General features: G+C 68.0%; 21 protein-coding genes. 10 read left to right on the top strand and 11 right to left on the bottom strand.

From position 1 onward, the window contains the following. The first annotated feature begins 28 nt into the window (after positions 1 to 28). Complete coding sequence (locus GON01_RS05725) at positions 29 to 1054, top strand: hypothetical protein (RefSeq protein WP_157026375.1); 1026 nt, start codon at positions 29 to 31, stop codon at positions 1052 to 1054. 21 nt (positions 1055 to 1075) lie between these two features. Here the strand turns inward: GON01_RS05725 and GON01_RS05720 are convergent, their stop codons facing one another. Then, positions 1076 to 2476 (bottom strand): methyl-accepting chemotaxis protein, encoded by a 1401-nt coding sequence (locus GON01_RS05720; protein WP_157026374.1) that lies wholly within the window; start codon positions 2474 to 2476, stop codon positions 1076 to 1078. A gap of 118 nt (positions 2477 to 2594) precedes the next feature. Between GON01_RS05720 and GON01_RS05715 the strand changes: the two genes are divergently transcribed. After that, a complete protein-coding gene (locus GON01_RS05715; protein WP_157026373.1) occupies positions 2595 to 3998 on the top strand; it encodes a glycosyltransferase family protein in 1404 nt (467 codons plus the stop codon). A 47-nt stretch (positions 3999 to 4045) separates the two neighbouring features. Beyond that, positions 4046 to 5227, top strand: a complete 1182-nt coding sequence (locus GON01_RS05710; protein ID WP_181599919.1) for a vWA domain-containing protein — start codon at positions 4046 to 4048, stop codon at positions 5225 to 5227. 15 nt (positions 5228 to 5242) lie between these two features. Here the strand turns inward: GON01_RS05710 and GON01_RS05705 are convergent, their stop codons facing one another. Genes GON01_RS05705 through GON01_RS05695 form a run of 3 tightly spaced genes read right to left on the bottom strand, consistent with a single transcriptional unit; the run spans position 5243 to position 7914 of the window. Then, on the bottom strand, positions 5243 to 5485 hold the full coding sequence (locus GON01_RS05705) for an HTH-like domain-containing protein (protein ID WP_157026371.1): 243 nt from the start codon (positions 5483 to 5485) through the stop codon (positions 5243 to 5245). Continuing rightward, the gene (gene dxs / locus GON01_RS05700; RefSeq protein WP_157026370.1) at positions 5482 to 7407 is read right to left on the bottom strand and encodes a 1-deoxy-D-xylulose-5-phosphate synthase; all 1926 of its coding nucleotides are present in this window, start codon (positions 7405 to 7407) and stop codon (positions 5482 to 5484) included. Before dxs ends, GON01_RS05705 begins: the two co-directional genes overlap by 4 nt. A 42-nt stretch (positions 7408 to 7449) precedes the next feature. After that, positions 7450 to 7914 (bottom strand): Fur family transcriptional regulator, encoded by a 465-nt coding sequence (locus tag GON01_RS05695; RefSeq protein WP_157026369.1) that lies wholly within the window; start codon positions 7912 to 7914, stop codon positions 7450 to 7452. A gap of 170 nt (positions 7915 to 8084) precedes the next feature. Here GON01_RS05695 and GON01_RS05690 point away from each other — a divergent pair, with 170 nt between their 5' ends. Continuing rightward, the gene (locus GON01_RS05690; RefSeq protein ID WP_232328669.1) at positions 8085 to 8630 is read left to right on the top strand and encodes a PEPxxWA-CTERM sorting domain-containing protein; all 546 of its coding nucleotides are present in this window, start codon (positions 8085 to 8087) and stop codon (positions 8628 to 8630) included. Between the two features lie 21 nt (positions 8631 to 8651). Here the strand turns inward: GON01_RS05690 and GON01_RS05685 are convergent, their stop codons facing one another. After that, on the bottom strand, positions 8652 to 9020 hold the full coding sequence (locus GON01_RS05685; protein ID WP_232328668.1) for a MerC domain-containing protein: 369 nt from the start codon (positions 9018 to 9020) through the stop codon (positions 8652 to 8654). A 110-nt stretch (positions 9021 to 9130) separates the two neighbouring features. Between GON01_RS05685 and GON01_RS05680 the strand changes: the two genes are divergently transcribed. Genes GON01_RS05680 through GON01_RS05670 form a run of 3 tightly spaced genes read left to right on the top strand, consistent with a single transcriptional unit; the run spans position 9131 to position 10762 of the window. Further along, complete coding sequence (locus GON01_RS05680) at positions 9131 to 10138, top strand: COX15/CtaA family protein (protein WP_309503146.1); 1008 nt, start codon at positions 9131 to 9133, stop codon at positions 10136 to 10138. Then, on the top strand, positions 10108 to 10437 hold the full coding sequence (cutA, locus tag GON01_RS05675; protein ID WP_309503144.1) for a divalent-cation tolerance protein CutA: 330 nt from the start codon (positions 10108 to 10110) through the stop codon (positions 10435 to 10437). The genes GON01_RS05680 and cutA overlap by 31 nt, the downstream gene beginning before the upstream one ends. A 58-nt stretch (positions 10438 to 10495) precedes the next feature. Continuing rightward, positions 10496 to 10762, top strand: coding sequence for a hypothetical protein (locus GON01_RS05670; protein ID WP_157026365.1), 267 nt, complete (start codon positions 10496 to 10498; stop codon positions 10760 to 10762). 156 nt (positions 10763 to 10918) lie between these two features. Here the strand turns inward: GON01_RS05670 and GON01_RS05665 are convergent, their stop codons facing one another. The 4 genes from GON01_RS05665 to GON01_RS05650 all read right to left on the bottom strand — a co-directional run bounded on the left by GON01_RS05665 (position 10919) and on the right by GON01_RS05650 (position 18613). After that, positions 10919 to 11860: a glucokinase gene (locus GON01_RS05665; RefSeq protein ID WP_157026364.1), complete on the bottom strand. Its 942-nt coding sequence runs from the start codon at positions 11858 to 11860 to the stop codon at positions 10919 to 10921. Beyond that, positions 11860 to 14562: an adenylate/guanylate cyclase domain-containing protein gene (locus GON01_RS05660; protein WP_157026363.1), complete on the bottom strand. Its 2703-nt coding sequence runs from the start codon at positions 14560 to 14562 to the stop codon at positions 11860 to 11862. The genes GON01_RS05665 and GON01_RS05660 overlap by 1 nt, the downstream gene beginning before the upstream one ends. A gap of 3 nt (positions 14563 to 14565) precedes the next feature. Beyond that, the gene (locus GON01_RS05655; RefSeq protein WP_181599918.1) at positions 14566 to 16344 is read right to left on the bottom strand and encodes an MBL fold metallo-hydrolase; all 1779 of its coding nucleotides are present in this window, start codon (positions 16342 to 16344) and stop codon (positions 14566 to 14568) included. 157 nt (positions 16345 to 16501) lie between these two features. Further along, positions 16502 to 18613: a ComEC/Rec2 family competence protein gene (locus tag GON01_RS05650; protein WP_157026361.1), complete on the bottom strand. Its 2112-nt coding sequence runs from the start codon at positions 18611 to 18613 to the stop codon at positions 16502 to 16504. Positions 18614 to 18670: 57 nt separating this feature from the next. Here GON01_RS05650 and gltX point away from each other — a divergent pair, with 57 nt between their 5' ends. Genes gltX through GON01_RS05635 form a run of 3 tightly spaced genes read left to right on the top strand, consistent with a single transcriptional unit; the run spans position 18671 to position 21903 of the window. After that, on the top strand, positions 18671 to 20116 hold the full coding sequence (gene gltX / locus GON01_RS05645; protein ID WP_157026360.1) for a glutamate--tRNA ligase: 1446 nt from the start codon (positions 18671 to 18673) through the stop codon (positions 20114 to 20116). Between the two features lie 4 nt (positions 20117 to 20120). Next, positions 20121 to 21404: a citrate synthase gene (locus GON01_RS05640; RefSeq protein WP_157026359.1), complete on the top strand. Its 1284-nt coding sequence runs from the start codon at positions 20121 to 20123 to the stop codon at positions 21402 to 21404. Then, the gene (locus GON01_RS05635; RefSeq protein WP_157026358.1) at positions 21382 to 21903 is read left to right on the top strand and encodes a DUF3833 family protein; all 522 of its coding nucleotides are present in this window, start codon (positions 21382 to 21384) and stop codon (positions 21901 to 21903) included. Before GON01_RS05640 ends, GON01_RS05635 begins: the two co-directional genes overlap by 23 nt. Here GON01_RS05635 and GON01_RS05630 read toward each other — a convergent pair. Next, positions 21900 to 23219, bottom strand: a complete 1320-nt coding sequence (locus GON01_RS05630) for a sensor histidine kinase (RefSeq protein ID WP_157026357.1) — start codon at positions 23217 to 23219, stop codon at positions 21900 to 21902. The genes GON01_RS05635 and GON01_RS05630 overlap by 4 nt on opposite strands. Beyond that, entirely contained in the window at positions 23216 to 24292 is a 1077-nt protein-coding gene (locus GON01_RS05625) for a DUF2336 domain-containing protein (RefSeq protein WP_181599917.1), read from the bottom strand. The genes GON01_RS05630 and GON01_RS05625 overlap by 4 nt, the downstream gene beginning before the upstream one ends. Positions 24293 to 24322: the final 30 nt, after the last annotated feature.

Here is a 24322-nt window from a genome sequence, read left to right as displayed (position 1 = left end):
GCCCGGCAGGAACAGGGGGAGACAGACATTGCGGCAGCTATTGACGTGGGCGTTCGCCGCCTTGCTGGCAGGACCTGCGCAGGCGAGCGACGCGCCTCCGATCGCCCTGCCCGCCGCCATGGAGGGCATGCGGACGGTCCAGCCGCTCGACGAGCCGTTCAACAAGGTGGTGAACTACGAGAGCGACGGGGAAGTCTTTTCGCTCTACCTGTTCCGTCCGACGCACCCGAATGCCGCGCTCTGGTTCGAGCGGGCTGAGGCGATCCTGACGACGCTCTGGAAGGAGCGTGGCCTGGGCGAAGGCGGCGAGACGCGGCGGCTGAGCGTGGTCGGCTCATCCGTTCCCAACGCGCTCGCCCGCAGCTTCTCGGTTTCGGGAGAATATAAGAGCACCGGCCTGGCGGTCGCCCAGATCGGCGATTGGCTGGTCAAGGTCCGCGCCTCGTCGCGAACGCTCGACCGGGACGCGCAATTGGCGCGGATCGAACAGGTGCTCGCGACCATCACGCCGCCCGCCGGCGCGAAGCCGCCCAACCCGCTGACGCTGCCGGAGCCCTGCCCCGCCGAGGAGGCCGGCACCAAATTCCAGATGCTGTTGAACAGCGAGGCCATCGCCAAGCCGAACCCCGAAACGATGCTGGCCGCGGGCGCGATCCTGCTGGCGGACGCGCAGCGAATGGCCGGCGGCGAAGGCAGCCTGGCCGCAGCGCCCGAAACCTACTGCCGCGCCGAGCTGCCCGGAGCGGGGCCGGCCGCGGCCCTGTATCACCGGAAGAACGACGCGGGCGGAGAATGGACCGCCCTGCTGGCGGATTCAGGCACGAGCGTGAGCGGCCTGAAGACCCTGATCTTCGACAAGAAGAAGACGAAGGAGGGCGGGATGATCACGGCCAACGGGCTGGACAAGACGCGCGCCATCCTGTTCGCGCGGGGCATTCCCTCGCCCGAGGCCAGCTTCGTGCCGGCGGCGCGCCTGATCATCGCCGGCAGCAAGGAGGCGTATGTGGCCGTCGCCTACGGAACCCAGAACATCGAAGTCTCGCTGCCCAAATAGGGCTGCCCGAAGGGCCGGGGCTTACCGGTTGACGTAGGCGATCTCGAAATTGCCCCAGCGCCTGCCGTTGATCCGCAGCGGCACGAAGACGTTCTTGACCATCATCGCCTCGCTGCCGCGATCGAGATGATAGACCGACATCATGAAGGGCGCCTCGCTCGCCACCGCGCGGGCGGTCTGATCGTCGAGCAGGATGCGGCGATTGCGGCAATTGCGGTCGTTCCAGTCCGGGTCGTCGGGCCGCGGCGGCTTGGAGCGGCTGCTCTGGTGCGTCGGTAGGTAGCCGTTGACGTCGGAGCAAATCGATCCTTCGATCGACGGATCGCTAGCGTTCACCCGGTCGATGATCGGCTGGAGGTGGCGATCGGCAAAAGCGTTGAAGCGGTTGTCGAACCGCTCGGGGTTCGAGCCGGGGATCAGCCGGTAATCGGTGTCGAACACGTCATCCATGCCGATTTCGCCGCGCGCGATGGCGCCCTCGATCAGCTGCTGGACCTCGTCGCGCGTCTGGATCGCGAGCTCGACATAACGCTGGTCCTGGTGCGCGAAGCCGCTGTGGACCAGCTGGTCGAACATCTTGTTCGACAGCAGCTCCATCTTGGCCATGGTCTGCTGCGCGTCGACCAGCTGCTTGGCATTGGCGCGGGCCTCGCGAGCGAAGCCGGTCAGCTCATCCTTCACGCGAATCGCATTGTCGTGGATCAGGCTGGTCGAGCGGGCGATGCCGTCCGACTGCTGCTCGACCATCTCGACGATCTGGGCGACTTCCGCGACGGTGTCATTGACCTTGCCGAAGCTCGACTGGGCGGCACGGCTCTTGGCGACGCCGGCGCCGATCTCGGCCACGAACGTCTCGGCCTCGTGGGCCAGCGAAGCGACGGTCGCGCTGATTTCCTCGGTCGCGCCGCGCGTGTCCTGCGCGAGCTTCTTCACCTCGGCGGCGACAACGGCGAAGGTGCGCCCAGCGGCGCCCGCGCGCTCGGCCTCGATCGCGGCGTTGAGCGCCAGCATGTTGGTGGTGCGCGCGATCGAGTCGATGCCGGCGGTCACCCGCTGCACCTGGGTCATCGCGGCCGCGAAATTGGTCACCTGCTCGCCCAGCCGCACGACCAGCTCGGTCAGAGCGGTGAAGTCGTGCAGCGACTGGGCGATGATCTTCGTGCCTTCGTCGAGCTTCGTACCCGCCTTTTCGGCAAGCAGCCGCGCCTCGTCGGTCGAATCCGCCGCACGCCGCTGGTCAGCTTCGAGCGCGGCCGTCACCTGCTCAAGATCGGCAAGCACCTGCATCTGCCGGCCAAGGCTGTCAGCCACCTGCGTCACGTATGTCGCGGCCCCGGTGCAGCCGACGGCGAGATCGCCGCACGACTTCGCGACCGCGTCGATCGCTCCCGGATTCGCTGCCTTGATTGCGCCCTCGATCATTCTACTGCTCTTGGTTCTGGCATGTTGGCCAGCGGCTTAGGCCCAAGGAGTTGAGGATCGCTTAACTGCGTTCGGTCGTTAGCGCCGCCTTAAGCAGCTTTCGGCATGGATTGGCGCCATGCGGAGCATCGACGCCCTCCCCCCCGCGCGCGTGCTGGCCTGGATCGTGATCCTGGCCCTGGCCGGGCTGATCGTCCGCATCGCGGCGGCAAGCGGCGCGCTGTGGCTGGACGAGGCCTGGTCCGCGGTGCTGGCGCACGACGTGCGGACGCCGCTGGGCGTGTTCGTGCAGATCAACCACGACAACAACCACCATCTGAACTCGCTGTGGCTGCAATGGGTGGGGCTGGGCGCGCCGCCGCTGGTGGCGCGCGCGCTGTCGATCGCCACCGGCACGCTCGCGATCGTCGTCGCCGGCCTGATCGGCGCGCGGCGGGGGCCGCTGGTGGGCATCGTCACCGCCCTGCTGTTCGCGCTATCTCCGGTGCTGGTGAGCCTCGGCTCCGAAGCGCGCGGCTATGCGCCGATGACGCTGCTGCTGCTGATCGCCGCCTGGTATATCGACCGCTACCTGTCCGGCGACGAGAGCGCGAACCGGCCCGTCACGCTCGCCATCTGCTTCTTCCTGGGCGCGCTGTCGCAGCTGACGATGGCGTTCGCCGCCTGCGCGCTGGCGGGCTGGCTGCTGCTGGTCTTGTGGCGTCGCAAGGGTTTGCGCACCGCCGCAGCGGAGACGGCGCGGCTGATCGGCCCGGCACTGCTCGCGCTGGCGCTGGCGCTCGCGATCGTGTTCGCGCCGGTGCTGATCGGCGGGACGGAGTTCCGCTTCGGATCGCGCCAGCCCTTCACCCTGCTGCTGTTCCTGCACGGCCTGATCGACCTGCTCGGCTATACCGTGGGCGCGACGGTGATTTCCTTCTGGCTGCCAGCCGGAGCCGCGATCCTGGTGGTGCTCGCCCGCTCACTGGGAACGCCGCGGCTGGCCTTTTACTGGCTGGCTGTGATCGCCTTCCCGCTGACCGTCGCGGCCCTGCACATGATGAACGTCGGCCACCCGCGCTATTACCTGCTGGTCGCAGTGGCGCTGCTGCTGCTGCTGGGCGAGGCGGTGGCGGCGATGGTCCGCGCCGGCGGATGGAAGGCCGTCGCAGGCGCCGGCGCGCTGCTGCTCTTTTCGGGCGCCAGCACGGCGGCGAACCTGGAGCTGGTCCGCTACAAACGCGGCGATCCGGGCGGCGCGATCCGCGCCCTCGCCGCGCGCGCTCCGGCGGGCGCCCGCGTGATGATCGACCGGGAAACCGGACTCGCGCTGATGCAGGTGGCCGCCGCCGAGGCCGGCTATCCGGTCGCGATCACCACGGCCTGCCCGGCCGCGCCGTTCGTTTTTGCCGACTGGTTCAACGGGGAGAAGGCCAGCCCGGCGACAATCGCGCGCTGCGGCAAATCCTACCGAGCGATCGCCGCCGCCGCCTCGCGCGGCCTCGCCGGACAGAATTGGACGCTCTACGAACGCGTGGAGTAGCCGACCGGGTGATTTGATTCCGCTGCGATCGGACTTAAGACGCTTTCGTGTTCTTCAACTTCATGGACGAGCTCCGGCACGCCGGCATTCCGGCTTCGCTGAAAGAGCATCTGGTGCTGCTGGAAGCGCTGGACCGCGACGTGATCCGGCGCAGCCCGGAGGAATTCTACTATCTCGCCCGCGCGACCTTCGTGCACGACGAAGGGCTGCTGGACCGGTTCGACCAGGTGTTCGCCAAGGTCTTCAAGGGGATCGAGACCAGCTACGGCACCGAGGCGGTGCCGATTCCCGAGGACTGGCTGCGCAAGATCGCCGAGCTGTACCTGACCGAAGAGCAGATGGCGGAGATCGAGAAGCTCGGCTCCTGGGAAGAGATCATGGAGACGCTCAAGAAGCGGCTCGAGGAGCAGAAGGAGCGGCACCAGGGCGGCAGCAAGTGGATCGGGACCGGCGGCACCTCGCCGTTCGGCGCCTATGGCTACAACCCGGAAGGGGTGCGGATCGGGCAGGCGGAAGGCCGCCACGGCCGCGCCGTCAAGGTATGGGACAAGCGCGAGTTCAAGAACCTCGATTCGACCAGGGAGCTCGGCACCCGCAACATCAAGATCGCGCTCCGCCGCCTGCGCCGTTTCGCCCGCGAAGGTGCGGCGGACGAGCTCGACATCGACGCGACGATCGACGGCACCGCGCGGCAGGGCTGGCTCGACATCCATATGCGGCCGGAGCGGCACAATGCGGTGAAGCTGCTGCTGTTCCTCGACGTCGGCGGGTCGATGGACCCGCACATCAAGCTCTGCGAGGAGCTGTTCTCCGCCGCCACCGCCGAGTTCAAGAACCTGGAGTTCTTTTATTTCCACAACTGCCTGTACGAAGGCGTGTGGAAGGACAATCGCCGCCGCTTTTCGGAGCGGACGCCGACCTGGGACGTGCTGCACAAATACGGCCACGATTATAAGGTGATCTTCGTCGGCGACGCGTCGATGAGCCCATATGAAATCACCCATCCCGGCGGCTCGGTCGAGCATTTCAACGAGGAAGCCGGGGCGGTCTGGATGCACCGCGTCACCAACACCTACCCGGCCGCCGCCTGGCTGAACCCGGTGCCGGAGAAGCATTGGGGCTATTCCCAGTCGATCGCGATCCTGCGCGAGTTGATGAACGGCCGCATGTTCCCGCTGACGCTGGAAGGCCTGGACGACGCGATGCGGGAGCTGAGCCGGAAGGTATGATATTCTTCGACAGCCCTATTTAGGCATCACATACTTTCCGAGCTTGATCATCTTTCTAAGTTCTAAGCCATAGATCGGCTTGAGACCAGCTGCTTCCGAAACTTTGTCCAGATCAGCGCGTGTAAGATCCAGCATCTCATCGGAGTATTTTATCCCGAAGAGATGTATTGCCGTGGTTTTCTCGCCGGCCGGAAAACTTCTGTGGAGCTCACGCAGCTTGCCGCCAAGAATGTTGATCTTGTTCGACAGGTTGCTCACGCCCGCGCGCCCTCCACCACCCCGACACTGTTGCGGCGCAGCGCCTTCAGCACCGTGTCGACGATCGCGTCGGCGTCGAGGCCGGCTTCCTTATACTGGAGTTCGGGCTTGTCGTGGTCCTGATAAATGTCCGGCAGGCGCATCGTGCGGAGCTTGAGGCCGGCGTCGATCAGGCCGGCGTCGCTGGCCATCGTCAGCACATGCGCGCCGAGGCCGCCGATCGCGGCTTCCTCGATCGTGACCGCGACTTCGTGCGTGGTCAGCAGCTTGCGGATCAGCTCCTCGTCGAGCGGCTTGGCAAAGCGCAGGTCGGCAACGGTCGTCGACAGCCCTTGCGCCTCCAGCCGGTCGGCGGCCTTCAGCGCTTCCTCCAGCCGCGTGCCCAGCGACAGGATCGCGACGGTCTTGCCGTGGCGGACGATGCGACCCTTGCCGATCTCCAGCCGCTCGGGGGTTTCGGGCAGCGCGACGCCGGTGCCGTTGCCGCGCGGATAGCGGACCGCGATCGGGCCTGAATCGTGCACCGCGCAGGTGTGGACCATGTGGACCAACTCAGCCTCGTCGGCGGCCGCCATCACGACCATGTTGGGCAAGGTCGCGAGATAGGTGACGTCGAAGCTGCCGGCATGGGTCGCCCCGTCCGCGCCGACCAGCCCCGCCCGGTCGATCGCGAAGCGGACCGGCAGGTTCTGCAGCGCCACGTCGTGCACGACCTGGTCATAGGCGCGCTGAAGGAAGGTCGAGTAGATCGCGCAGAAGGGCCGCATCCCCTGCGCGGCGAGGCCGGCGGCGAACGTCACCGCATGCTGCTCGGCAATGCCGACGTCGAAGAAGCGCTCCGGAAACTCGGTCGCGAATTTGTCGAGGCCGGTGCCCGACGGCATTGCCGCAGTGATCGCGCAGACCGCCGGGTCGCGCTTCCCCTCCGTGACCAGCGCACTGGCGAACACGTTGGTGTAGCTGGGCGGCCCGGCCGGCGCCTTCGCCTGCGCGCCGGTGATGACATCGAACTTCTGGACGCCGTGATATTTATCGGCGGACGCCTCGGCCGGGGCATAGCCCTTGCCCTTCTTGGTCACGACATGGACCAGGATCGGCCCGTCTTCGGCATCGCGGACGTTCTCGAGCACCGGGATCAGATGGTCGAGATTGTGGCCGTCGATCGGACCGACATAGTAGAAGCCCAATTCCTCGAACAGCGTGCCGCCGGTCGCCATGCCGCGCGCATATTCCTCCGCGCGCTGGGCGGCGTCGTGCATCCGCCGCGACAGCTTGCGCGTGACGCGCTTCGCGAGCGAGCGGAAGCCCATATATTCGTGGGACGAGATCAGCCGCGCGAGATAGGCGGAGAGCCCCCCGACCGGCGGCGCGATCGACATGTCGTTGTCGTTCAGGATCACGACCAGCCGGTTGCCGGCGTCGCGGGCGTTGTTCATCGCCTCGTACGCCATGCCGGCGGACATCGCGCCGTCGCCGATCACCGCGATCGCCTTGCCCGGCCGGCCGGTGATCTTGTTGGCGATCGCGAAGCCTAAAGCCGCCGAGATCGAGGTTGATGAATGCGCGGCGCCGAACGGGTCATATTCGCTCTCGCTGCGCTTGGTGAAGCCGGACAGGCCGCCGCCCTGGCGCAGCGTGCGGATGCGGTCGCGGCGGCCGGTCAGGATCTTGTGCGGATAGGCCTGGTGGCCGACGTCCCAGATCAGCCGGTCGTCCGGCGTATCGAAGACATAGTGGAGCGCCACCGTCAGCTCGACGACGCCGAGGCCGGCGCCGAGATGGCCGCCGGTCACCGAGACGGCCGAAATGGTCTCCGCGCGCAGCTCGTCGGCGAGCTGGCGCAATTGCTGCGGCTCCAGCTCTCGCAGGTCTGACGGAAGGCGAACCGAGTCGAGCAGCGGCGTTTCGGGCAGGTCGGACATTCGGCTTTCCTTACCCGCTGTCGCCGCGGGTTCAAAGGCTTGTCAGCTTTCGGCGCAGTCCGAGCAGCGGCCATGAACTTCGATCACCGGCCGCTCCGGGGCGAAGCCGGTGCGGGCCGCCGCGCCACGCAGGTTCGACGCGACCGAATCGTCGTCGATGTGCGTGGTCTGCCCGCAGCTGTCGCAGACCAGGAAAATGCAGTCGTGCAGACAGTCGGGATGCTCGTTCGCGACATAAGCGTTCGCGCTCTCGACGCGCCGCACCAGGTTGGCGCCGACGAACAGGTCGAGGATGCGATAGACGCTGTTGGCCGCCACGCGCCGGCCCTGCCGCCTCGAGACCTCCTCCGCGATGTCATAAGCGGAGGCGGGCCTGTCGAACGCGGACAGCGCCTCGAACACGCTTTGCCGCATGCCGGTCCATTGCTGGCCGGCCCGCTCCAGCGCGTGCCGGGCGGCGACGACCAGGTCATGACCCTCATGATGCGCGTGATGATGGACGCCCATGCCGTAGAGTTAGGCGCGCACGCCCCCAAGGGCAAGTCGAGCGGGCCGGCGCCTTTGTCGCGGATTGCCGCAGGCTGGTCGCGCCGGGGTTCTGTGGCCATGGGCGATGGTTAACGGCGCCCCCGCCTTCAGAAGAGGGCCCATCCGTCCACTGAACAATGGGGTGTTACATGAAACTCGCTGCTCTTCTGGTCGCATCTGCTCTCGGCATCACGGCTAATCAGGCCGATGCCGCCGTCGTCACCAAGCATTTCGTGGTCAGCGCGACCGGCTTCGAGGCCGGGGCGCCGGTTCCGACCGCCTCCGGCGTGTTCAGCTTCACCTACGACAATGCCGCGTTCATCACGCCGATCACCTCGGCGGGGCTGGCGATCCGCAACTTCAACCTGCCCTATACCGGCGTCGCGAAGTTCACCTTCAACAAGGGCAATGACTTCCTGATGGTGAGCGACAACATCTCCGGCCTGGTCAGTTTCACCATCTCGCCGGTCGTGCCGGGCTTCGGCTTCGTGCTCCGCAATCCGGGCGGCACGCCGTTCATCCAGACCTTCCTCTATTCGGGGAGCGGCAAGATCTGGCACGCCTCGCGCATCGGCGTGCGCGAGCTCGCGGCGGTGCCGGAGCCGGCCAGCTGGCTGATGCTGATCGCGGGCTTCGCCGCGACGGGCGCCGCGCTGCGCGCCTCGCGCCGCCGCGGCAAGGTCGCGTTTGCCTGAACCGTCCTTCCGGCGCGCCGGCTAGTTGGCGGCGCGCCGGTTGAGGTCGTGGCCGAGCGCGAGGATGCCGACGCCCAGCATCGTGTAGACGGTTTCCGCCGGACCGTGCTGCATAGACAGCGCGCCGGCCATCACGCCGAGCCCCAGGCCGCCGACCGCCGCGGGCAGCGAATAGCCGTGCTCGACGGCGCCACGCACCAGCGCGAACGTGCCGACCGCGATCGCGAGCGCCAGCCCGACTTCGTGCACGGCCGGATGCACCAGCATCCCGCCGGCCGATGCCAGCAGCGACAGCAGGAACACGCTGGCCACGCAATGGACGAGGCAAAGCCCCGACAGGCCAATGGCCAGCCGGTCGAACGTTCCCGTTCCTGGCAAGCGTTCGAGCAAATGCGACTCCTCTCGTCCGCCGCTATATGGCACGAAGCGGTGACGGTTACAATATATCATCGGACGACGAAGGGCTTGTTTCGCTCCCGCACCCGTCGCAAAGCCACCGGGTGACTGCACGTTCCCCCCGCCCTCTCGCGCTTTCCTGGTGGCTGCTGAGCGTAGCCGCGCTTGTGTTCCTGATGGTGGTCGTGGGCGGGATCACCCGCCTGACCGAGTCGGGCCTTTCGATCACCGAATGGAAGCCCGTGGCCGGCACGCTGCCGCCGCTCACCCATACCGACTGGGAGCGGGCCTTCGCCCTCTACAAGGACACGGAACAATATAGGGCGCTGAACCAGGGAATGACGCTGGGCGATTTCCAGTTCATCTTTTTCTGGGAGTTCGTCCACCGGCTGCTCGGGCGGCTAATCGGCGTCGCCTTCGCGCTGCCGCTGATCTGGTTCGCGGTGAAGCGGCAAATCCCTGAAGGCTATGGCTGGCGGCTGGTCGCGCTGCTTGCGCTGGGAGGACTGCAAGGTGCGATCGGCTGGTGGATGGTGGAATCGGGCCTCGCCGGGCGGACCGAGGTCAGCCACTACCGGCTTGCCGTGCACCTGATGACGGCGCTGTTCATCTTCGCCGGCCTGATCTGGACGGCGCTGGACCTGCGCACCCTGGCTCGCGACCCGCGGTCGCGGCCTGCCCGGCTTGGCCCTCTCGCGGCCGGGATGCTGGTCGTATTGGCGATCCAGATCCTCCTCGGCGCCTGGACCGCCGGGCTGCGCGCGGGCCTTGCCGCCAGCGACTGGCCACTGATGAACGGCCGCTTTTTCCCCGAAGTCTCGCCCGACTGGCCGTGGAACATGGCGAACGACCCGTTCCTGGTGCAGTGGGAGCATCGCTGGTGGGCCTGGGTGGCGGTCGCGGCGCTGGTCGTGCTGGCGCGGATGGCGCGCAAAATCGACCGGCGCGCGAGCATCGCGCTCCATACCGCCTTCGGCACGCAGATCATTCTGGGCATCGCGACGATCATGACCGGCGTCGACCTGACGCTCGCCGTTCTCCACCAGGCGGTCGCCGCGCTCGTGGTCGGGAGCGCGATCTGGTGCGCGCACGCGCCCGGGCGGCGGCGATGATCGCGACGGTTTATGCCGTGTTCGCCGATGCCGCCGAAGCCGAGCGGATCGCCGAAACGGTGGTGACCGAACAGCTCGCCGCCTGCGCGAACCTCCTCGCGCGCTGCCGGTCTATCTATTGCTGGCAAGGCGCGGTCGAGCGGGCCGAGGAAGTGCCCGCGCTGTTCAAGACGGCGCAGCCCGATGCGTTGATCGCGCGGATCGCAGCGCTGCACAGCTATGACGTGCCGGCCGCGGTCGCATGGCGGATCGAAGAGGCGTACGCACCCTATGCCGCCTGGGTGCAGGAGAACAGCTGAGCGGAACGCGGCGCCCGCCCCGGGAGTTTTGACAAATGGCAGCCAGAGGGAGGGAAGCATGAGCGAATCGATCAAGCCCGCGCTTCCATTGTCCAAGCGCGCGGACACCGCGTCCGGCCGCGTCGTCATCACGCCGGGCGAGCAACACCCGTACAAGGTCGTCTTCAAGATGGGCGAACGCACGCTTTCGGAGCACCCGGTGCCGACGGTACGCGAAGGCGAAGTGATGATCCGTCACCAGCTCGCCCATATCCAATTCGCCGCGCAAGAGGAGCGGCCCGACCCGAAGGCGCCGAAGCGCAAGCGCATCTCGCCCGTCGTATGACCGGCGACACGTTGAGACAATATTAACCATTGGCGGACACAGTTTGGTGACAGCTTGAGTTGATAAGCTGTTCCTGGAGCAGCGATCTCACCCCCCGCTGCGACATGACTCCCTGAATAGGGCCCCGCTTTCCAACCCCTGGAGCGGGGCCTCTTTTTATGCGCGATCGGCGGCGGCGAAAGCAGCCGCCGCACCGAGCAGACCGGGTTGCGGATGGGTGATGAGCCGGACCGTCAGCCCCGCCATTCTCGTTTCGAGCCGGCCCTTGGCACGGAAGCGCCGACCGAAGGCGGAGTCGGCCACGTGATCGGCGAGCCGCAGGCCCAGCCCGCCGCCGATCACCACGGCGTCGGCGCCCTGCGCCAGCGCGATATCACCGGCGACCGCGCCGAGGATCGCGCAGAATCGATCGAGCGATTCGCTGGCCTGTGCGTCCTCGCCGGACAGTGCCCGCTGCCACAAAGCACGGTCGTCCCCGGGCGGCTCGGCGCCGGTCAGCACGGCGTGTATCTCGCCAAGACCCGCGCCGCTCACGACCCGCTCGACGGAAACGCGTCCATGCCGCGCCCGCAGCCTGGCGAGCAACTCGTCTTCCATCGCGTCGGCGGGCGCGAAGCCGATATGGCCGCCTTCAGCCGCAATCACCCGGCCGTGCGCGAGCAGCGCGACGCCGAGCCCGGTGCCCGGGCCGACGATGCTGACCACGCCCGATCGCGGCAAGGGACGGTCGGGCCCGCAGACGTGGCGGAGTTGCGCGTCCGCGCAGACCGCGACGGCATGCGCCACGGCAGCGAAGTCGTTGACCAGAGCGACGCGCCCGATGCCAAGCTCGGCAGCCAGAGCGGCCGGACGAAGCAGCCAGCTGTTATTGGTGAGCTTGATCTCCGCGCCGTCCACGGGCGCGGCGATCGCAATGCCCGCGGCGTCCGGAAGCGGGCGGCCAAGCTGCTTCCCGAACGCCTGCCATGCTTTGGCGAGGCCGGCATAATCGCCGGTCCTGAGCACCGTTTCCGCCCCGAGCGACACGCCGCCCCCGCCCAGCCCGGCAAGGGCGAAGCGGACGTGCGTGCCGCCGATATCGACCGCGACGATCTCCATTATTTGGCGGTCAGCGACCAGACGCCGTCCCAATCTTCGGGCGGGGGCATTTTCGCGAACTGCTCGCAGCGGCTTATATAGATGGCCGAGGGACCGTCGCCGGGAACGGCCCTGCACGCCTCGCCGAACGCGCGCTTCGCCTCTGCCCAGCAGCGGCCGCGATAGGCGTCCAGGCCGCGGCCGTAATAGCCGAGCATATCGTCGAGCGCGCCGTTCAGCCGCTCCCGGCAATGCTCCAGCGATTCGTGGACCGCGACCGGGAAGTCCTTGCCCTTGACTCGGATCAGGTCGATCTCACGCGTCAGCACCGGCCGCGTCAGCCGCTCGCGCGTGAATTCGGACAGCAGGATGCGGGTGCCGTAGAATTTGTTCGCGCCTTCGAGGCGCGAGGCCAGGTTCACGCTGTCGCCGATGACGGTGTACTCCATCCGTTTCGACGAGCCGATATTGCCGACGATCACGTCGCCGGTGCTGACGCCAAGCCCGACGTCGAGCGGCGGCTTGCCGCGCCTGGCCCGGCGCGCATTGAGCTCGCCCAGGCACAGCAGCATGTTGTTGGCGGCGGCGAGCGCATTATCGGCGTCGCTGGGGCCGACGAAGGGCGCGCCGAACAGGGCCATCATCGCGTCGCCGATATATTTGTCGAGGATGCCGCCATTCTCCAGGATCACATCGACCATCTCGGTGAAATACTCGTTGAGCATCGTCACCGTCTCGCGGGCGCCGATCGTCTCCGCGATGGTGGTGAAGCCGCGCACGTCCGAGAACAGGATCGACACCATCTGGTCGCGCCCGCCCAGCACGTCCTCGCCGGCCTGGAGCAGCTGGTCGGCGACTTCCTTCGACATGTAGCGCGCCATGGTCGAGCGGACGCGCTTTTCGGCGGTGATATCCTCGATCACCAGCATCGAGCCGATCCGCTGCTCGCCGGCGTCGATCAGCGGCGCGGCGGAGAGATTGACGGAGGCGGGCACGTCGGTCGCGCGCACGATCTCCGCGTCGACTGCCAGCTGACTCTCGCCTGCGATCGCGGATCGCTCCAGCATCTCGATCACCCACCGGTTCTCGCCCGCGAAGACGTCCGCGGCGGACCGGCCGGCGAGGCTTTCGCGCACGCCGAGGATTTCCAGGGCGGCCGTGTTGGCAGTGACGATGCGGCCTTCGGCATCCAGCGTCACGAAGCCGTTCGAGGTGCTTTCGAGAATGCTCTCATTGTAGTTCTTCATGCTCAGCACGTCGTCGAACAGCTTGGCGTTCTCCAGGCTGACGGCGATCTGGGCGGAGAAGGCGCGCAGGCGGGCCTCGTCCTTTTCGGAAAAGGCGCCCGCCCCCTTCTTGTTCAGCACCTGGGTGACGCCGATACGCCCGCCATGCTTGTTGACGATCGGCTGGCAGAGGATGCTGCGCGTGCGAAAGCCGGTCTGGAGATCGACGCTCTGGTCGAAGCGGTCGTCGCTATAAGGATCGGTGATGTTCTCCGCCTTGCCGGTGGTGAAGACCGCGCCGGCAATGCCGCGATTGGCGGGCAGACGGATTTCGGTGATCGCATCGCCTTCAGCGAACACGGAATAGAGCTCGCCCGTTTTCGGATCGTGCAGGAACAGGGTCGAGCGCTCGGCATTCAGCAGCTCGGTCGTCGCCGTCATGATCCGGGCGATCAGCACGTCGAGCTGGAGCTCGCCGGCAAGGTCGTGGCTGATCTCCAGTATCTGCTGCTCCTCGCGCAGCGAGTCGAGCATGTGCTGGAAGCCGTGGAAGATGTCGGCATATTCGTCGGTCGAGAAGACCTCGAGCCGGACCTCGTTCAGCCGGCCGCTTTCGACCAGCCGCATGTCGTCGATCAGCCGCATCGCCGAACGCGACACGTCGCGGGCCGTCAGCAGCGCCATCATCACCGAGCCGAGGCCGCAGGCGAGCACGACGCCGACGATCCATGCATAGAAGGGCCCCATCATCTCGGCAGTGGTCGCGACGCCCACCTGGGCGAACATGCGCTGGACCTTGAACACCATCGAGGCGGCGAAGAAGATCAGCGGCAAGGTGGTGACGAAAATGGCGAGGTAGAGCAATTTGCTCTTCAGCCGGACCGAGATCAGCCCCTGCCGATATTCCGGCGGCAGCGTGCCGCCGAGCGCGCCGCCGAACCGAACGATCACCGGCTCCATCGCCCGGCTGACCGCGAAATATTCGAAGATCGCATGGGTCGGCGAGGCGAAGAACAGGGTGGTCGCGCCGAACGCGAGTATCTGCCAGTCGGCGAAACCTGCGCCGACCAGCCAATTGGCCGATCCCGTCACGACGAACACGAGCACGGTGACCAGAGGTCCGTGCAGGAAGGTCACTCGTAGGAACGAGAAATAGGGCAGGTTCAACGCGCGGACCAGACCGTTCGCCAGCAGCGGCTCGGTCGCGGCGCCCGCCTGCTGCGCGCGCATCGCGTCGACGATCGGGCCGGCATGCCGGCGCAGCAGCCACACGTCCGGCAGGTTGTAGAGCGCGACCGCGATCGGCAGCATCGAGAGCAGGATCGCCCATTGGTAGCCGGTGACTTCCAGCCCCAGGAACACCAGGCTCATCGAGATGACGACGGCGGCCGCGCAGCCGCCCTGGTAGATCCAGATCAGCCGCCACAGCAGGGCTCGGCCATCATCGCCTTCGCCGTGCCGGGTGCGCCTGAACAGGCGTGGGCTGAGCGCATTCATCCGTCAGGCGGCCTTTGCGCGGTTCCCGCAGATTTCGGCCTCGACAGCCGCCGCCACGTCCTTCAGCAGCGCGACTTCCCGATCCGACAGGTTGCGCGGCCGGACGTCCAGGATGCAGAGCGTGCCGATCCTCTTGCCCTCGGGCGAATGGATCAGCGCGCCGGCATAGAAGCGGATGCGCGGCCCCTCCGAGACCATCGGATTGTCACGAAAGCGATCGTCCTGCAGCGCATCGGGCACGATCAGCGTGTCCCCGGCCGCGATCGCGTGCGCGCAGAAGCTCGTTTCCCTCGCGCTTTCGCAGACATCGGTGCCGAAGCACGACTTGAACCATTGCCGGTCCTCGTCGATCAGGCTGACCAGCGAGATCGGCACCTTGAACAGCGCCGAAGCGATGCGGGTATGGCGGTCGAACCGCTCCTCCGGCGGCGTGTCGAGCAGGCCGAGGCGATGGAGGGCGGCGATCCGCTCCGCCTCGTCATCCGGCATCGCCGGGCGGGCCCAATGGCATTCGGCGCGCATCAGCCAGGTGCGGATGCGGGTGCGCGCATATTCGACCGACCAGGGCTCCTCCAGCCGGTCGGCATAGCCGCGGTCCGCCGCGCCCGATCCCCCGAGCAGCACGAAATGCGACTCCCCAGGATTGTCCGGCGACTCCAGGCGGCTCGGCACGAAGGGCTGCATCTCCGATCCGTCCTCGACCAGCACAAGTGACGGCCGGCGCCCGCTCAGCGAGGCGGCGGCCTGCTCCAGGCTTTCGGCGCGCACCAGCCGCACCGGTTCCGCCGCGACCGCGCGGCCGATCCGCTCGGCGACCTCGTCGCTGGGCGCGATCAGCAGCACCAGCGCCTGGTCCTGCGACGTATCGGTGCGGATCGCGCTTTCCAGATTGGGCAGCGGCGCGGGCGCTGCGAGCCCGTCCTCCCGCCCGATCCCGATCTCGAGCCCCTCGAACGCGGCGATCACCTGCGGCTTGCCGGTGCCGATCTCCGCGCGGACGCGGGCGATGATCGCGTCGACCTCGTCGTCGGTGCGGCTCGGATCATAATGGGTGAGCGCGAGCTGGTCGGCGCCGGCCGCGCGTCCGATCGCGACCGCATATTCGACCGTGCTGTGGCCCCAGCCCTGCTTCGCCTGATATTCGTCCGCCAGATATTGCGCGTCGTGGATGATCAGATCGGCGCCGGCCATGAACTCGGCATGGGCCAGGTCCTCGCCGTGGATCATGCCTTCGCCCAGCGCCAGCTCGCGCGAGTGCGGCTCATGATCGCAGGCATAGGCGACACTGGCGCCGTCCCCGTCGATGCGGAAGGCGAGCGTCAGCGCAGGGTGGTTGAGGTAGCGGGTGCGGATCGTCAGGTCGTCGATCGTGAAGCAGCCCTCGCCCAGATTATGATAACGGACATTGGCGCCGAACGCGTCGGGCGTGACCGGGAAATAGGTATATTCCATCTGCCCCGCGAGCGTGTCCTTCAGCGACTCGCCGAAACCCTGGGGCGCGTAAATGTCCCAGCTGTGGCCGGCCGCGAACAGCGGCGCGAAGAACGGGATGCCCTGGATGTGATCCCAATGGGTGTGGCTGATCAGCACGTGCCCGCGCGACGGCACGCCTTCGCGCATGATCGCCTGGCCGAGCGCATGCGCGCCGGTGCCGCAGTCGATCACCACCCGCGTCCCCGCCGCCGAGCGCAGCTCCACGCACGACGTGTTGCCGCCGAAGCGGACGGTGGTCGGTCCCGGCTTCGCCAGCGAACCGCGCGTTCCCCAGAATCGTATCCTCAACGCGACGCCCCCTGCAGTGCGGCGGCAATTGTGCGGCCTTTGGGGGAGACTGTCTAGCGACTTGGTGCGGGGCGGCGGCGGCTGATTTGGATGGTCGCGGACCAATCACCTCTCCCATAGGGAGAGGGCCCGCTATGGGTCGGAAGTCGACAAGCGATCAGCGACGTGGTCGCGCCGATGCAAGCGCAACCCACGCATGCTGGTCGCCCGCCATCTTCGTGATCCGCACAGTCGGATTCTCGCCGAACACGATCGCCACTCCGCCCGTGCGCTCCAGCATCGGCTTGTCGAGCTTCAGCCAGCGCGGGCGGCAGGTTCTCGGCAACCGTCTGTCGCTGATGACGATGTCGGCTTCGGCGCAGGCCTGGTTCATGGCCCGGATCGGCGTCAGGTAGGCGCTGCGGGTGGCAAGGAGGTGCCAGTCGCGGCCGTCGGCGCGGATCGTGGCGCGGCAGGTGTCGGCGGTGCAGGTGGCGCCGGGCAGGTCGTCGAGGTCGGCGAGCTCGTCGTCGATGCCGGCGGCTTCGGACAGCATGTCGCGGACGAAATCCTTCGCCTTGGGGCGGAGCAGGGCGTAGCTCCCGCCAGCGCCCCGAAGGGCAAGGTGACGGCCGTCAGCGGTGACGAGCAGGTCCGGCGCGGGGACGGCGAGCGCCCAGGCGGCGCCGGCCGCGAACGGCAACGCCCCTAGCCAGCGCAGGCGGGTGCGCCACAGGGATATCCAGAGGCCGCCCGCCACGATCAGCGCGAAGGCGCCGCGCGGAACGCCGGGCAGCAGCGCGACGGCCCCGGGCGCGTTGCCGGCGGCGTGCGCGATCCAGAGCAGCAGTGCGATCGCCTTGCCGGTTGCCCACCAGAAAGGCGCGCCAAGGCCGACAAGATCGAACAGCAAAGCCAGCACCTCCAGCGGCATCACGACGAACGTGGTGACCGGGATCGCGACAATATTGGCGAGGGCGCCGTACAGTCCCTCGCGATGGAAATGGAACAGCGCGATCGGCGCCAGCGCGATCTCGACCGCGATGCCGCTCAGCAGCAAAGCGGCGGCGTTGCGGCCGAGGCGGAACAGCGGCCCTTCCTCGCGCGCGGCGGTGAAGGCGCGCATCCGCGGATGCTCGTGCAGCGCGATGATCGCGACCACGGCGGCGAAGCTCAGCTGGAAGCTGGGGCCGATCAGCGCCTCCGGCCAGACCAGCAGCACGACCAGGGCACCCGCCGCGACCAGCCGCAGGGTCAGTGCCTCACGCCCGATCACGAGGCCGGCCAGCACCAGCAGCGCCGCCACGCAGGCGCGGACCGTCGGCACCTCCGCGCCGCTGATGAAGGTATAGGCAATGCCGGTCACCGCTCCCACGCCGGCCGCGATCAGCATCAGCGGCCAGCGCAGCGCGAGCGCCGGGCTCAGCGCCAACAGCCTGAGCGTCAGCAGCATCGCCGCACCGACGGCGGCAGTGATATGCAGCCCGCTGACCGACAGCAGGTGCGCGAGGCCGGAGCGGCGCATCGCGTCGGCGTCGGCTTCGCTGACACTGCCCTGGTCGCCCGTCACAAGCGCGACTGCGATCCCTGCGCCCTGCCCCGGCAGCGCGTCGCGGATGTGCTTGCCGATCCGCTCCCGCAGCGAGCCGCCATCGGGGACCGCGGACAGCCGCTCGACCGGAGTGAACGCCTTGCCGGTCGCGCCCAATTGCTGGAACCAGGCGGTGATCGCGAAGTCGTAGCCGCCCGGCAGCGAGGCGGAAGGCGGCGGCATCAGCCTGGCGCGCAGCTGCAGCCGGTCGCCCCGCGCGAGCCCCGGCGGCGCATCGGCATTGGCGATGTTCACGCGGAGGCGCGGGGGCAGCGTCGGGGCCGCGATCGGGCGGAGGACAACGCGCACGCTGTCCTTCGCCGCCAATTGCTGCACGCGCTCGACGTCCGCATCGAACGCGGCCACGACGGGCCGGGTCAGCACCGGCACCGCGACCCATTCCGCCTTTGCCCAGGCAAGCGCGCAGCCGCCCGCGATCGCGAGGCCGCCGGCCAGCAGCGCGAATCCCGTGCGCCGCGCAAGCCCGACCGCCACTCCGGCGAGCGCGAGCCCGAGCGCCGCCGCGATCAGCGCCGTCCAGCTCGCCCGGTCCGGCAGCATGAACCAGCCGGCGATGCCGAGGCCCAGCATGACCGGCAGCCATAAAGGCAGCTGGTCGCGCTCCCCCTCCAGCCAGGCCTCAATCCGCGCCAGCGCTCCGTCCAGCCGCCACCCTCTTCCGCCGGGGGCAAAGGGCATGCTAGGGGCGCCGGCACCTGAGTTCATGGTCCACCGCAGCGTAGGGAGCATAAGCGCTTGAGCGCAAGCAGCGTCGTCACCCGTTTTGCCCCCTCGCCGACCGGTTTCCTGCATATCGGCGGGGCGCGCACCGCTTTGTTCAACCTGCTGTTCGCGCGTCATCACGGCGGCAAGTTCCTGCTGCGCATCGAGGACACCGACAAGGCGCGCTCCACCCAGGAAGCGATCGACGCGATCCTGGACGGCATGACCTGGCTCGATCTGCACTGGGACGGCGAGACGGTGTTCCAGTCGCAGCGCGCCGCGCGGCATGTCGAGGTCGCCGAAGCGATGCTGGCGGGCGGCCACGCCTATCGCTGCTACGCGACCTCCGAGGAGCTGGCCGAACTGCGCGAGCAGCAGCGCGCGGCGAAGCTGCCGCTCCGCTATGACGGGCGCTGGCGCGACCGCACCGACTGGCCGGAGGACGCGCCCTATGCCGTGCGCCTGAAGGCGCCGCGCGACGGCGAGACGGCGATCGACGATCTCGTCCAGGGCCGCGTGACTGTCCAGAACAGCGAGCTGGACGATATGATCCTGCTCCGCTCCGACGGCACGCCGACCTATATGCTCGCGGTCGTCGTCGACGATCACGACATGGACGTGACCCATGTGATCCGCGGCGACGATCATCTGAACAACGCCTTCCGCCAGCTTGGCATCATCAAGGCGATGGGCTGGCCGGAGCCGGCCTATGCCCATATCCCGCTGATCCACGGCGCGGACGGCGCGAAGCTGTCGAAACGGCACGGCGCGCTGGGCGTCGACGCCTATCGCGATGAGCTCGGCATGCTGCCGGAAGCGGTGAACAATTACCTGCTCCGGCTGGGCTGGGGGCATGGGGATGCCGAGATCATCTCGCGTGACCAGGCGATCGAATGGTTCGACATCGGAGGCGTTGGGCGTTCGCCGTCGCGCTTCGACCTGAAGAAGCTGGAGAACCTGAACGGCCATTATCTGCGCGAGGCCGACGACGCGCGGCTGGCCGGCCTTGCGGACCCGCGCGTGGCAAAGCTGATCGGCCGCGCGCTCTCGCCGGACGAGCAGGCGCTGCTGGTGCGCGCTATGCCGGAGCTGAAGCCGCGCGCGAAGACGCTGGACGAGATCGCGGACGGAGCAACTTTCCTGTTCGCCGCGCGTCCCCTCACTATCGACGACAAGGCCGCAGCGCTGCTACAAGGCGAAGCGCCAACGCTCCTGGGGAAAGCCCACGACGCGCTCGCGGCCGTTTCCGACTGGGCGGCCGGGCCGATCGAAGAAGCGGTGCGGCAGGTTGCGGAGGAGGCCGGGATTGGTCTCGGAAAGGTCGCGCAACCATTGCGCGCCGCGCTTACGGGCCGGACCACCTCTCCGGGCATATTCGACGTGCTGGTGTTGCTGGGCCGCGCGGAATCGCTGGCCCGGCTGGCGGACGTTGCGCAAGGAAACAGGGGCAGCGCCGAGGCGCAGATGATCAAGGAGTAACGATATGGGTGACATGGCAAAGCTGGCGCTCGGAGGCAAAGAGACGGAATTCCCGGTCCTGCACGGATCGGTCGGCCCCGAGGTCATCGACATCCGCAAGTTGTATGCGCAGACCAGCGCCTTCACCTACGATCCCGGCTTCACGTCCACGGCCAGCTGCCAGTCCAAGATCACCTATATCGATGGCGACCAGGGCGTGCTGCTGCACCGCGGCTACCCGATCAGCCAGCTCGCCGAGCAGTCGAGCTTCATGGAAGTCTGCTACCTGCTGTTGAACGGCGAGCTGCCGAAGCAGGACGAGCTGGCGACGTTCAGCCGCACGATCAGCCGCCACACGATGCTGCACGAGCAGCTGATGACGTTCCTGCGCGGCTTCCGGCGCGATGCGCACCCGATGGCGATCATGTGCGGCATCGTCGGCGCGCTTTCCGCCTTCTACCACGACTCGACCGACATCACCGACCCGCAGCAGCGGATGATCGCCAGCCACCGGCTGATCGCGAAGATGCCGACGATCGCGGCGATGGCGTTCAAATATTCGGTCGGCCAGCCCTTCCTCTATCCCGACAACTCGCTGAGCTATTCGGCCAATTTCCTGCGCATGACCTTTGGCGTGCCGGCCGAGCCGTACGAAGTCGACCCCGCGGTCGAGAAGGCGATGGACCGCATCTTCATCCTCCATGCCGACCACGAGCAGAACGCGTCGACCTCGACGGTGCGTCTGGCCGGGTCGTCGGGCGCCAATCCGTTCGCGTGCATCGCCGCCGGCATCGCCTGCCTGTGGGGCCCGGCGCATGGCGGCGCCAACGAGGCCGCGCTCAACATGCTGCGCGAGATCGGCACCCCGGACCGCATCCCCCACTATATCGAGCGCGCGAAGGACAAGGACGACCCGTTCCGGCTGATGGGCTTCGGCCACCGCGTCTACAAGAACTACGACCCGCGCGCCACGGTGATGCAGAAGACCGTGCGCGAGGTGTTCAACGCGCTGAAGGTTACCGACCCGGTGTTCGAGGTCGCGCTGCAGCTCGAGGAAATGGCACTCAACGACGACTATTTCATCGAGAAGAAGCTGTTCCCGAACGTCGATTTCTATTCGGGCGTGATCCTGTCGGCGATCGGCTTCCCGACCTCGATGTTCACCGCTTTGTTCGCGCTTGCCCGCACGGTCGGCTGGATCGCCCAGTGGAACGAGATGATCACCGATCCCGACCAGAAGATCGGCCGCCCGCGCCAGCTCTACACCGGGCCGACGCAGCGCGATTATGTTCCAATCGACCGGCGCTAGGATCGGGCTGCTCGCCGCGGTTGCGCTGGCCGGCTGCTCGGCCAGCCATCCGGGCGAAGAGCTGGCGCGGCCGCAGCCGGTCTTCGGCGTCGCCGCCTTCTTCGCCGGACGCACGCACGGCGACGCGACGCTGAAGATCATCTTCAAGCACCCGGAGCCGGTCCGCGTCGAAGGTTTTGGCCGGAGCGGGCCCGACGGCACGCTGGTGCTGGACCAGGAAGTGCGGCGCGGGACCCGCGCGCCGGAGAAGCGCCAGTGGCGGTTCCGGCCGCTCGGCGGCAACCGCTTTGCGGGCACGCTGACCGACGCCACCGGGCCGGTCGCCGGCGAGGTGCAAGGCAACATGCTTCACCTGCGCTATCCGATGAAGGACGGGGTGACCGCCGAGCAGTGGATCTACCTGCAGCCGGGTGGACGCACGGCGCTCAACCGGATGCGCCTTACCAAGCTGGGGATCACGGTCGGCCGCCTCGACGAGACGATCCGGAAGCTCGATTAGGCGAGCGGCAGGCTCAGGATGAAGCGCGCGCCCTGGCCCGGCGCGCTGTCGACGGCGATGTCGCCGCCCATCGCTCGCGCGAGCCTGCGCGCGATGTAGAGGCCGAGGCCGCTGCCGGCACCGTCGGAAGGGGCGATCCGCGTGAATTTGTCGAACACGCGCTGATGATCCGCGGGCGCGATGCCAGGGCCCTGGTCCGCCACGACGAGCACCGCGCGCCGGTCCTGCGCCTCGGCACGGAGCCAGATCGAGGCGCCATCGGGCGAATGCCGGACGGCGTTGCCGATCAGGTTGACGAGGATCTGGATCACGCGGCCCTCGTCGCCCATCGCGAGCAGGGTCTCGTCGGCGGCGGGCGCGTCGATGCGGATGCCGCGTTCGGATGCGCGCACCTTCAGCAGGCCGGCAGCGCGGCGGGCAATTTCGGTCAGGTCGATGCGTTCGCTCCGCGGCCGGAAGTCGTCGCGCTCGATCGCCTGGAGGTCGACCAGGTCGCCGATCACGCCCAGAAGGTGCCGGCCGGCGCTGGCGATGTCGTTCGCATATTCGGCATAGTCGCGGCGGATCGGGCCGTCTTTCTGCGCGCCGATATTCTCCGCCTGCTCGATGATCTGCGACAGCGGCCCGCGCAGCGCCTTTTCGAGGCGGGCGCCGAACGCGTCCACCGCCGGCTCCTGCGGTTCCGCCACCGCCGGCTCGCCATCGAGCCGGAAAGCGTTGCCGCGATAGCCGGCGAAGCGCCCGCCCCCGTCCATCAGCGGCAGGCCGGTCAGCCGGACCCGCTCGCCCGACACGCGGACCACCGCTTCCTGGCCTTCGAACCGCGCGCGGGTCGCCAGCGCTTCCAGGATCGCCAGGCCCTCGCCGGTATCGACGAACTGGAAGATGCGCCCGAACGGCTGACCCACCATCGACTCCGCAGCGTCGGCGCCGATCGAGGTGATCTTCAGCGAAGCGTCGGTTTCCCACAGCCAGTCGCCGCGCGAACGCATGAAGTCATAGACGCGCTCGCCGCCCTCATCGCCGCCGCGCGACGGACGCCGTGCCCACCCGCCGACGGACAGCGCGACGCCATCATTGTCGGGCTTCGCCTCGACCCAGAGATCGAGATCGTCGCTGCCTTCCGCCGCGATCACGCAGCGCGAGACGAGGATGCCGAGCCGCTGCGCGAGCCGCGCCATCGTCGCGATCTGCGGAACGGCGATCGGCTGCCCCAGCCCGGAACCGGCGGATTCCTGGAGGCGCTGGAGCGGCAGCTCCGCTTCCACCAGCCGGCCGTCGCGGTCGACGCGGCCATAGGCAAGGCTGCCGCTCATTTCTGCCGCCGCTCCCGCCCGATATCGGCGATCGCGTGGCGGAACGCCTTTTCGAGCCGCCACGGCCGGATCGCGTCCTGGGCGGCGGCGAGTTCGAGATCGAGATAGTCGTTCACCCGCTCCTCGAGCTTGGCTTCGGAGAGACGGTTTATCGCCGCCATCTGCAGCAGGACAGGGGCAGCGACCTGGGTCGAGGCCTCGACGGCGCGCAGCAGCACCGCGAGCGCGCCGATGCCGGGATCGGCCGCGAGCATGAAGGCAGGCGCAAAGTCGATCCGGGCACGCACCGCGAGCATCGCGACGAACAGGCTGAAGCGGCCGGCGCGGAACAGCTCGAACAGCAGCGATTCGTCGCCGTGCAGCGCCATCGCGGCGCGCATCGCCGCTGCCTCCAGCGTCTGCCCTTCGTCATGGGCGGCGAGGCGCGATGCGACCACCGCCGCGATCGCCTCGTCACGCGTGCCGGCGTCCAGCGTGGTCGAACGCCCCAGATAGTCCCGCAGCGCCGCCGCCGCCCACCAGATCAGACGGTGGAGCAGCTCGGCGGACAGGTCGGCGACCGTGACGTTCGGCTCGCCATAGCTGCCGGTGCGGCGGTTCTCGGCGAGCTGCAATGTCGCCTCGACGTCCGGCGCGATCGCCAGCTGCACGGCCGGGGTCGGTTCGGGGCTGATCTGCGCGACGCGCCGAATCGCCTGCGCGATACGATGCTCTTCCGCCCGGGCGAGCAGCAGCGCGACCAGCTCCCGGTCGCGGAGCACGCCGGCGCGATCGAAGATCGGGCGGATGATCGGGATGCGCGCGACGCCGAGCACCGGGGGAGCGGCCTCGCCCAGTCGTGCGATCAGGCCCGCGCGGAGGTCGCGATCCAGCTCGGTGACCAGCGCATCGAGCATGTTGGCCATTGCGGCGCGCTGGCTGTCGGTCGGACGGACGAAATCGGGCAGGAACAGATCGTTGAGCGCGGCCGTCAGCCGCGCGTCGGCATGGCGCGCGACCTGGGCCGCCTCGGCCAGCAGCCGATCGGGTCCCGTGGGCGCAGCATCACCGCCATCGCGCGCAGTCAGAGCCATTCCCAACGACTTAGCCCCGAGCGGTAAAAG

Source organism: Sphingomonas horti (genome assembly GCF_009753715.1).
Taxonomy (GTDB): Bacteria; Pseudomonadota; Alphaproteobacteria; order Sphingomonadales; family Sphingomonadaceae; genus Sphingomonas_B; species Sphingomonas_B horti.
This window is presented reverse-complemented; position numbering and strand designations above follow the sequence as displayed.

What these genes read in the sequence shown, in the direction of transcription:
- GON01_RS05720 (WP_157026374.1), bottom strand. Translation starts at nt 2,476, where the DNA reads ATGATCGAGGGCGCAATCAAGGCAGCGAATCCGGGAGCGATCGACGCG.
- GON01_RS05715 (WP_157026373.1), top strand. Translation starts at nt 2,595, where the DNA reads ATGCGGAGCATCGACGCCCTCCCCCCCGCGCGCGTGCTGGCCTGGATC.
- dxs (WP_157026370.1), bottom strand. Translation starts at nt 7,407, where the DNA reads ATGTCCGACCTGCCCGAAACGCCGCTGCTCGACTCGGTTCGCCTTCCG.
- GON01_RS05695 (WP_157026369.1), bottom strand. Translation starts at nt 7,914, where the DNA reads ATGGGCGTCCATCATCACGCGCATCATGAGGGTCATGACCTGGTCGTC.
- GON01_RS05690 (WP_232328669.1), top strand. Translation starts at nt 8,085, where the DNA reads ATGAAACTCGCTGCTCTTCTGGTCGCATCTGCTCTCGGCATCACGGCT.
- GON01_RS05670 (WP_157026365.1), top strand. Translation starts at nt 10,496, where the DNA reads ATGAGCGAATCGATCAAGCCCGCGCTTCCATTGTCCAAGCGCGCGGAC.
- GON01_RS05665 (WP_157026364.1), bottom strand. Translation starts at nt 11,860, where the DNA reads ATGGAGATCGTCGCGGTCGATATCGGCGGCACGCACGTCCGCTTCGCC.
- GON01_RS05660 (WP_157026363.1), bottom strand. Translation starts at nt 14,562, where the DNA reads ATGAATGCGCTCAGCCCACGCCTGTTCAGGCGCACCCGGCACGGCGAA.
- GON01_RS05650 (WP_157026361.1), bottom strand. Translation starts at nt 18,613, where the DNA reads ATGCCCTTTGCCCCCGGCGGAAGAGGGTGGCGGCTGGACGGAGCGCTG.
- GON01_RS05640 (WP_157026359.1), top strand. Translation starts at nt 20,121, where the DNA reads ATGGGTGACATGGCAAAGCTGGCGCTCGGAGGCAAAGAGACGGAATTC.
- GON01_RS05635 (WP_157026358.1), top strand. Translation starts at nt 21,382, where the DNA reads ATGTTCCAATCGACCGGCGCTAGGATCGGGCTGCTCGCCGCGGTTGCG.
- GON01_RS05630 (WP_157026357.1), bottom strand. Translation starts at nt 23,219, where the DNA reads ATGAGCGGCAGCCTTGCCTATGGCCGCGTCGACCGCGACGGCCGGCTG.
- GON01_RS05625 (WP_181599917.1), bottom strand. Translation starts at nt 24,292, where the DNA reads ATGGCTCTGACTGCGCGCGATGGCGGTGATGCTGCGCCCACGGGACCC.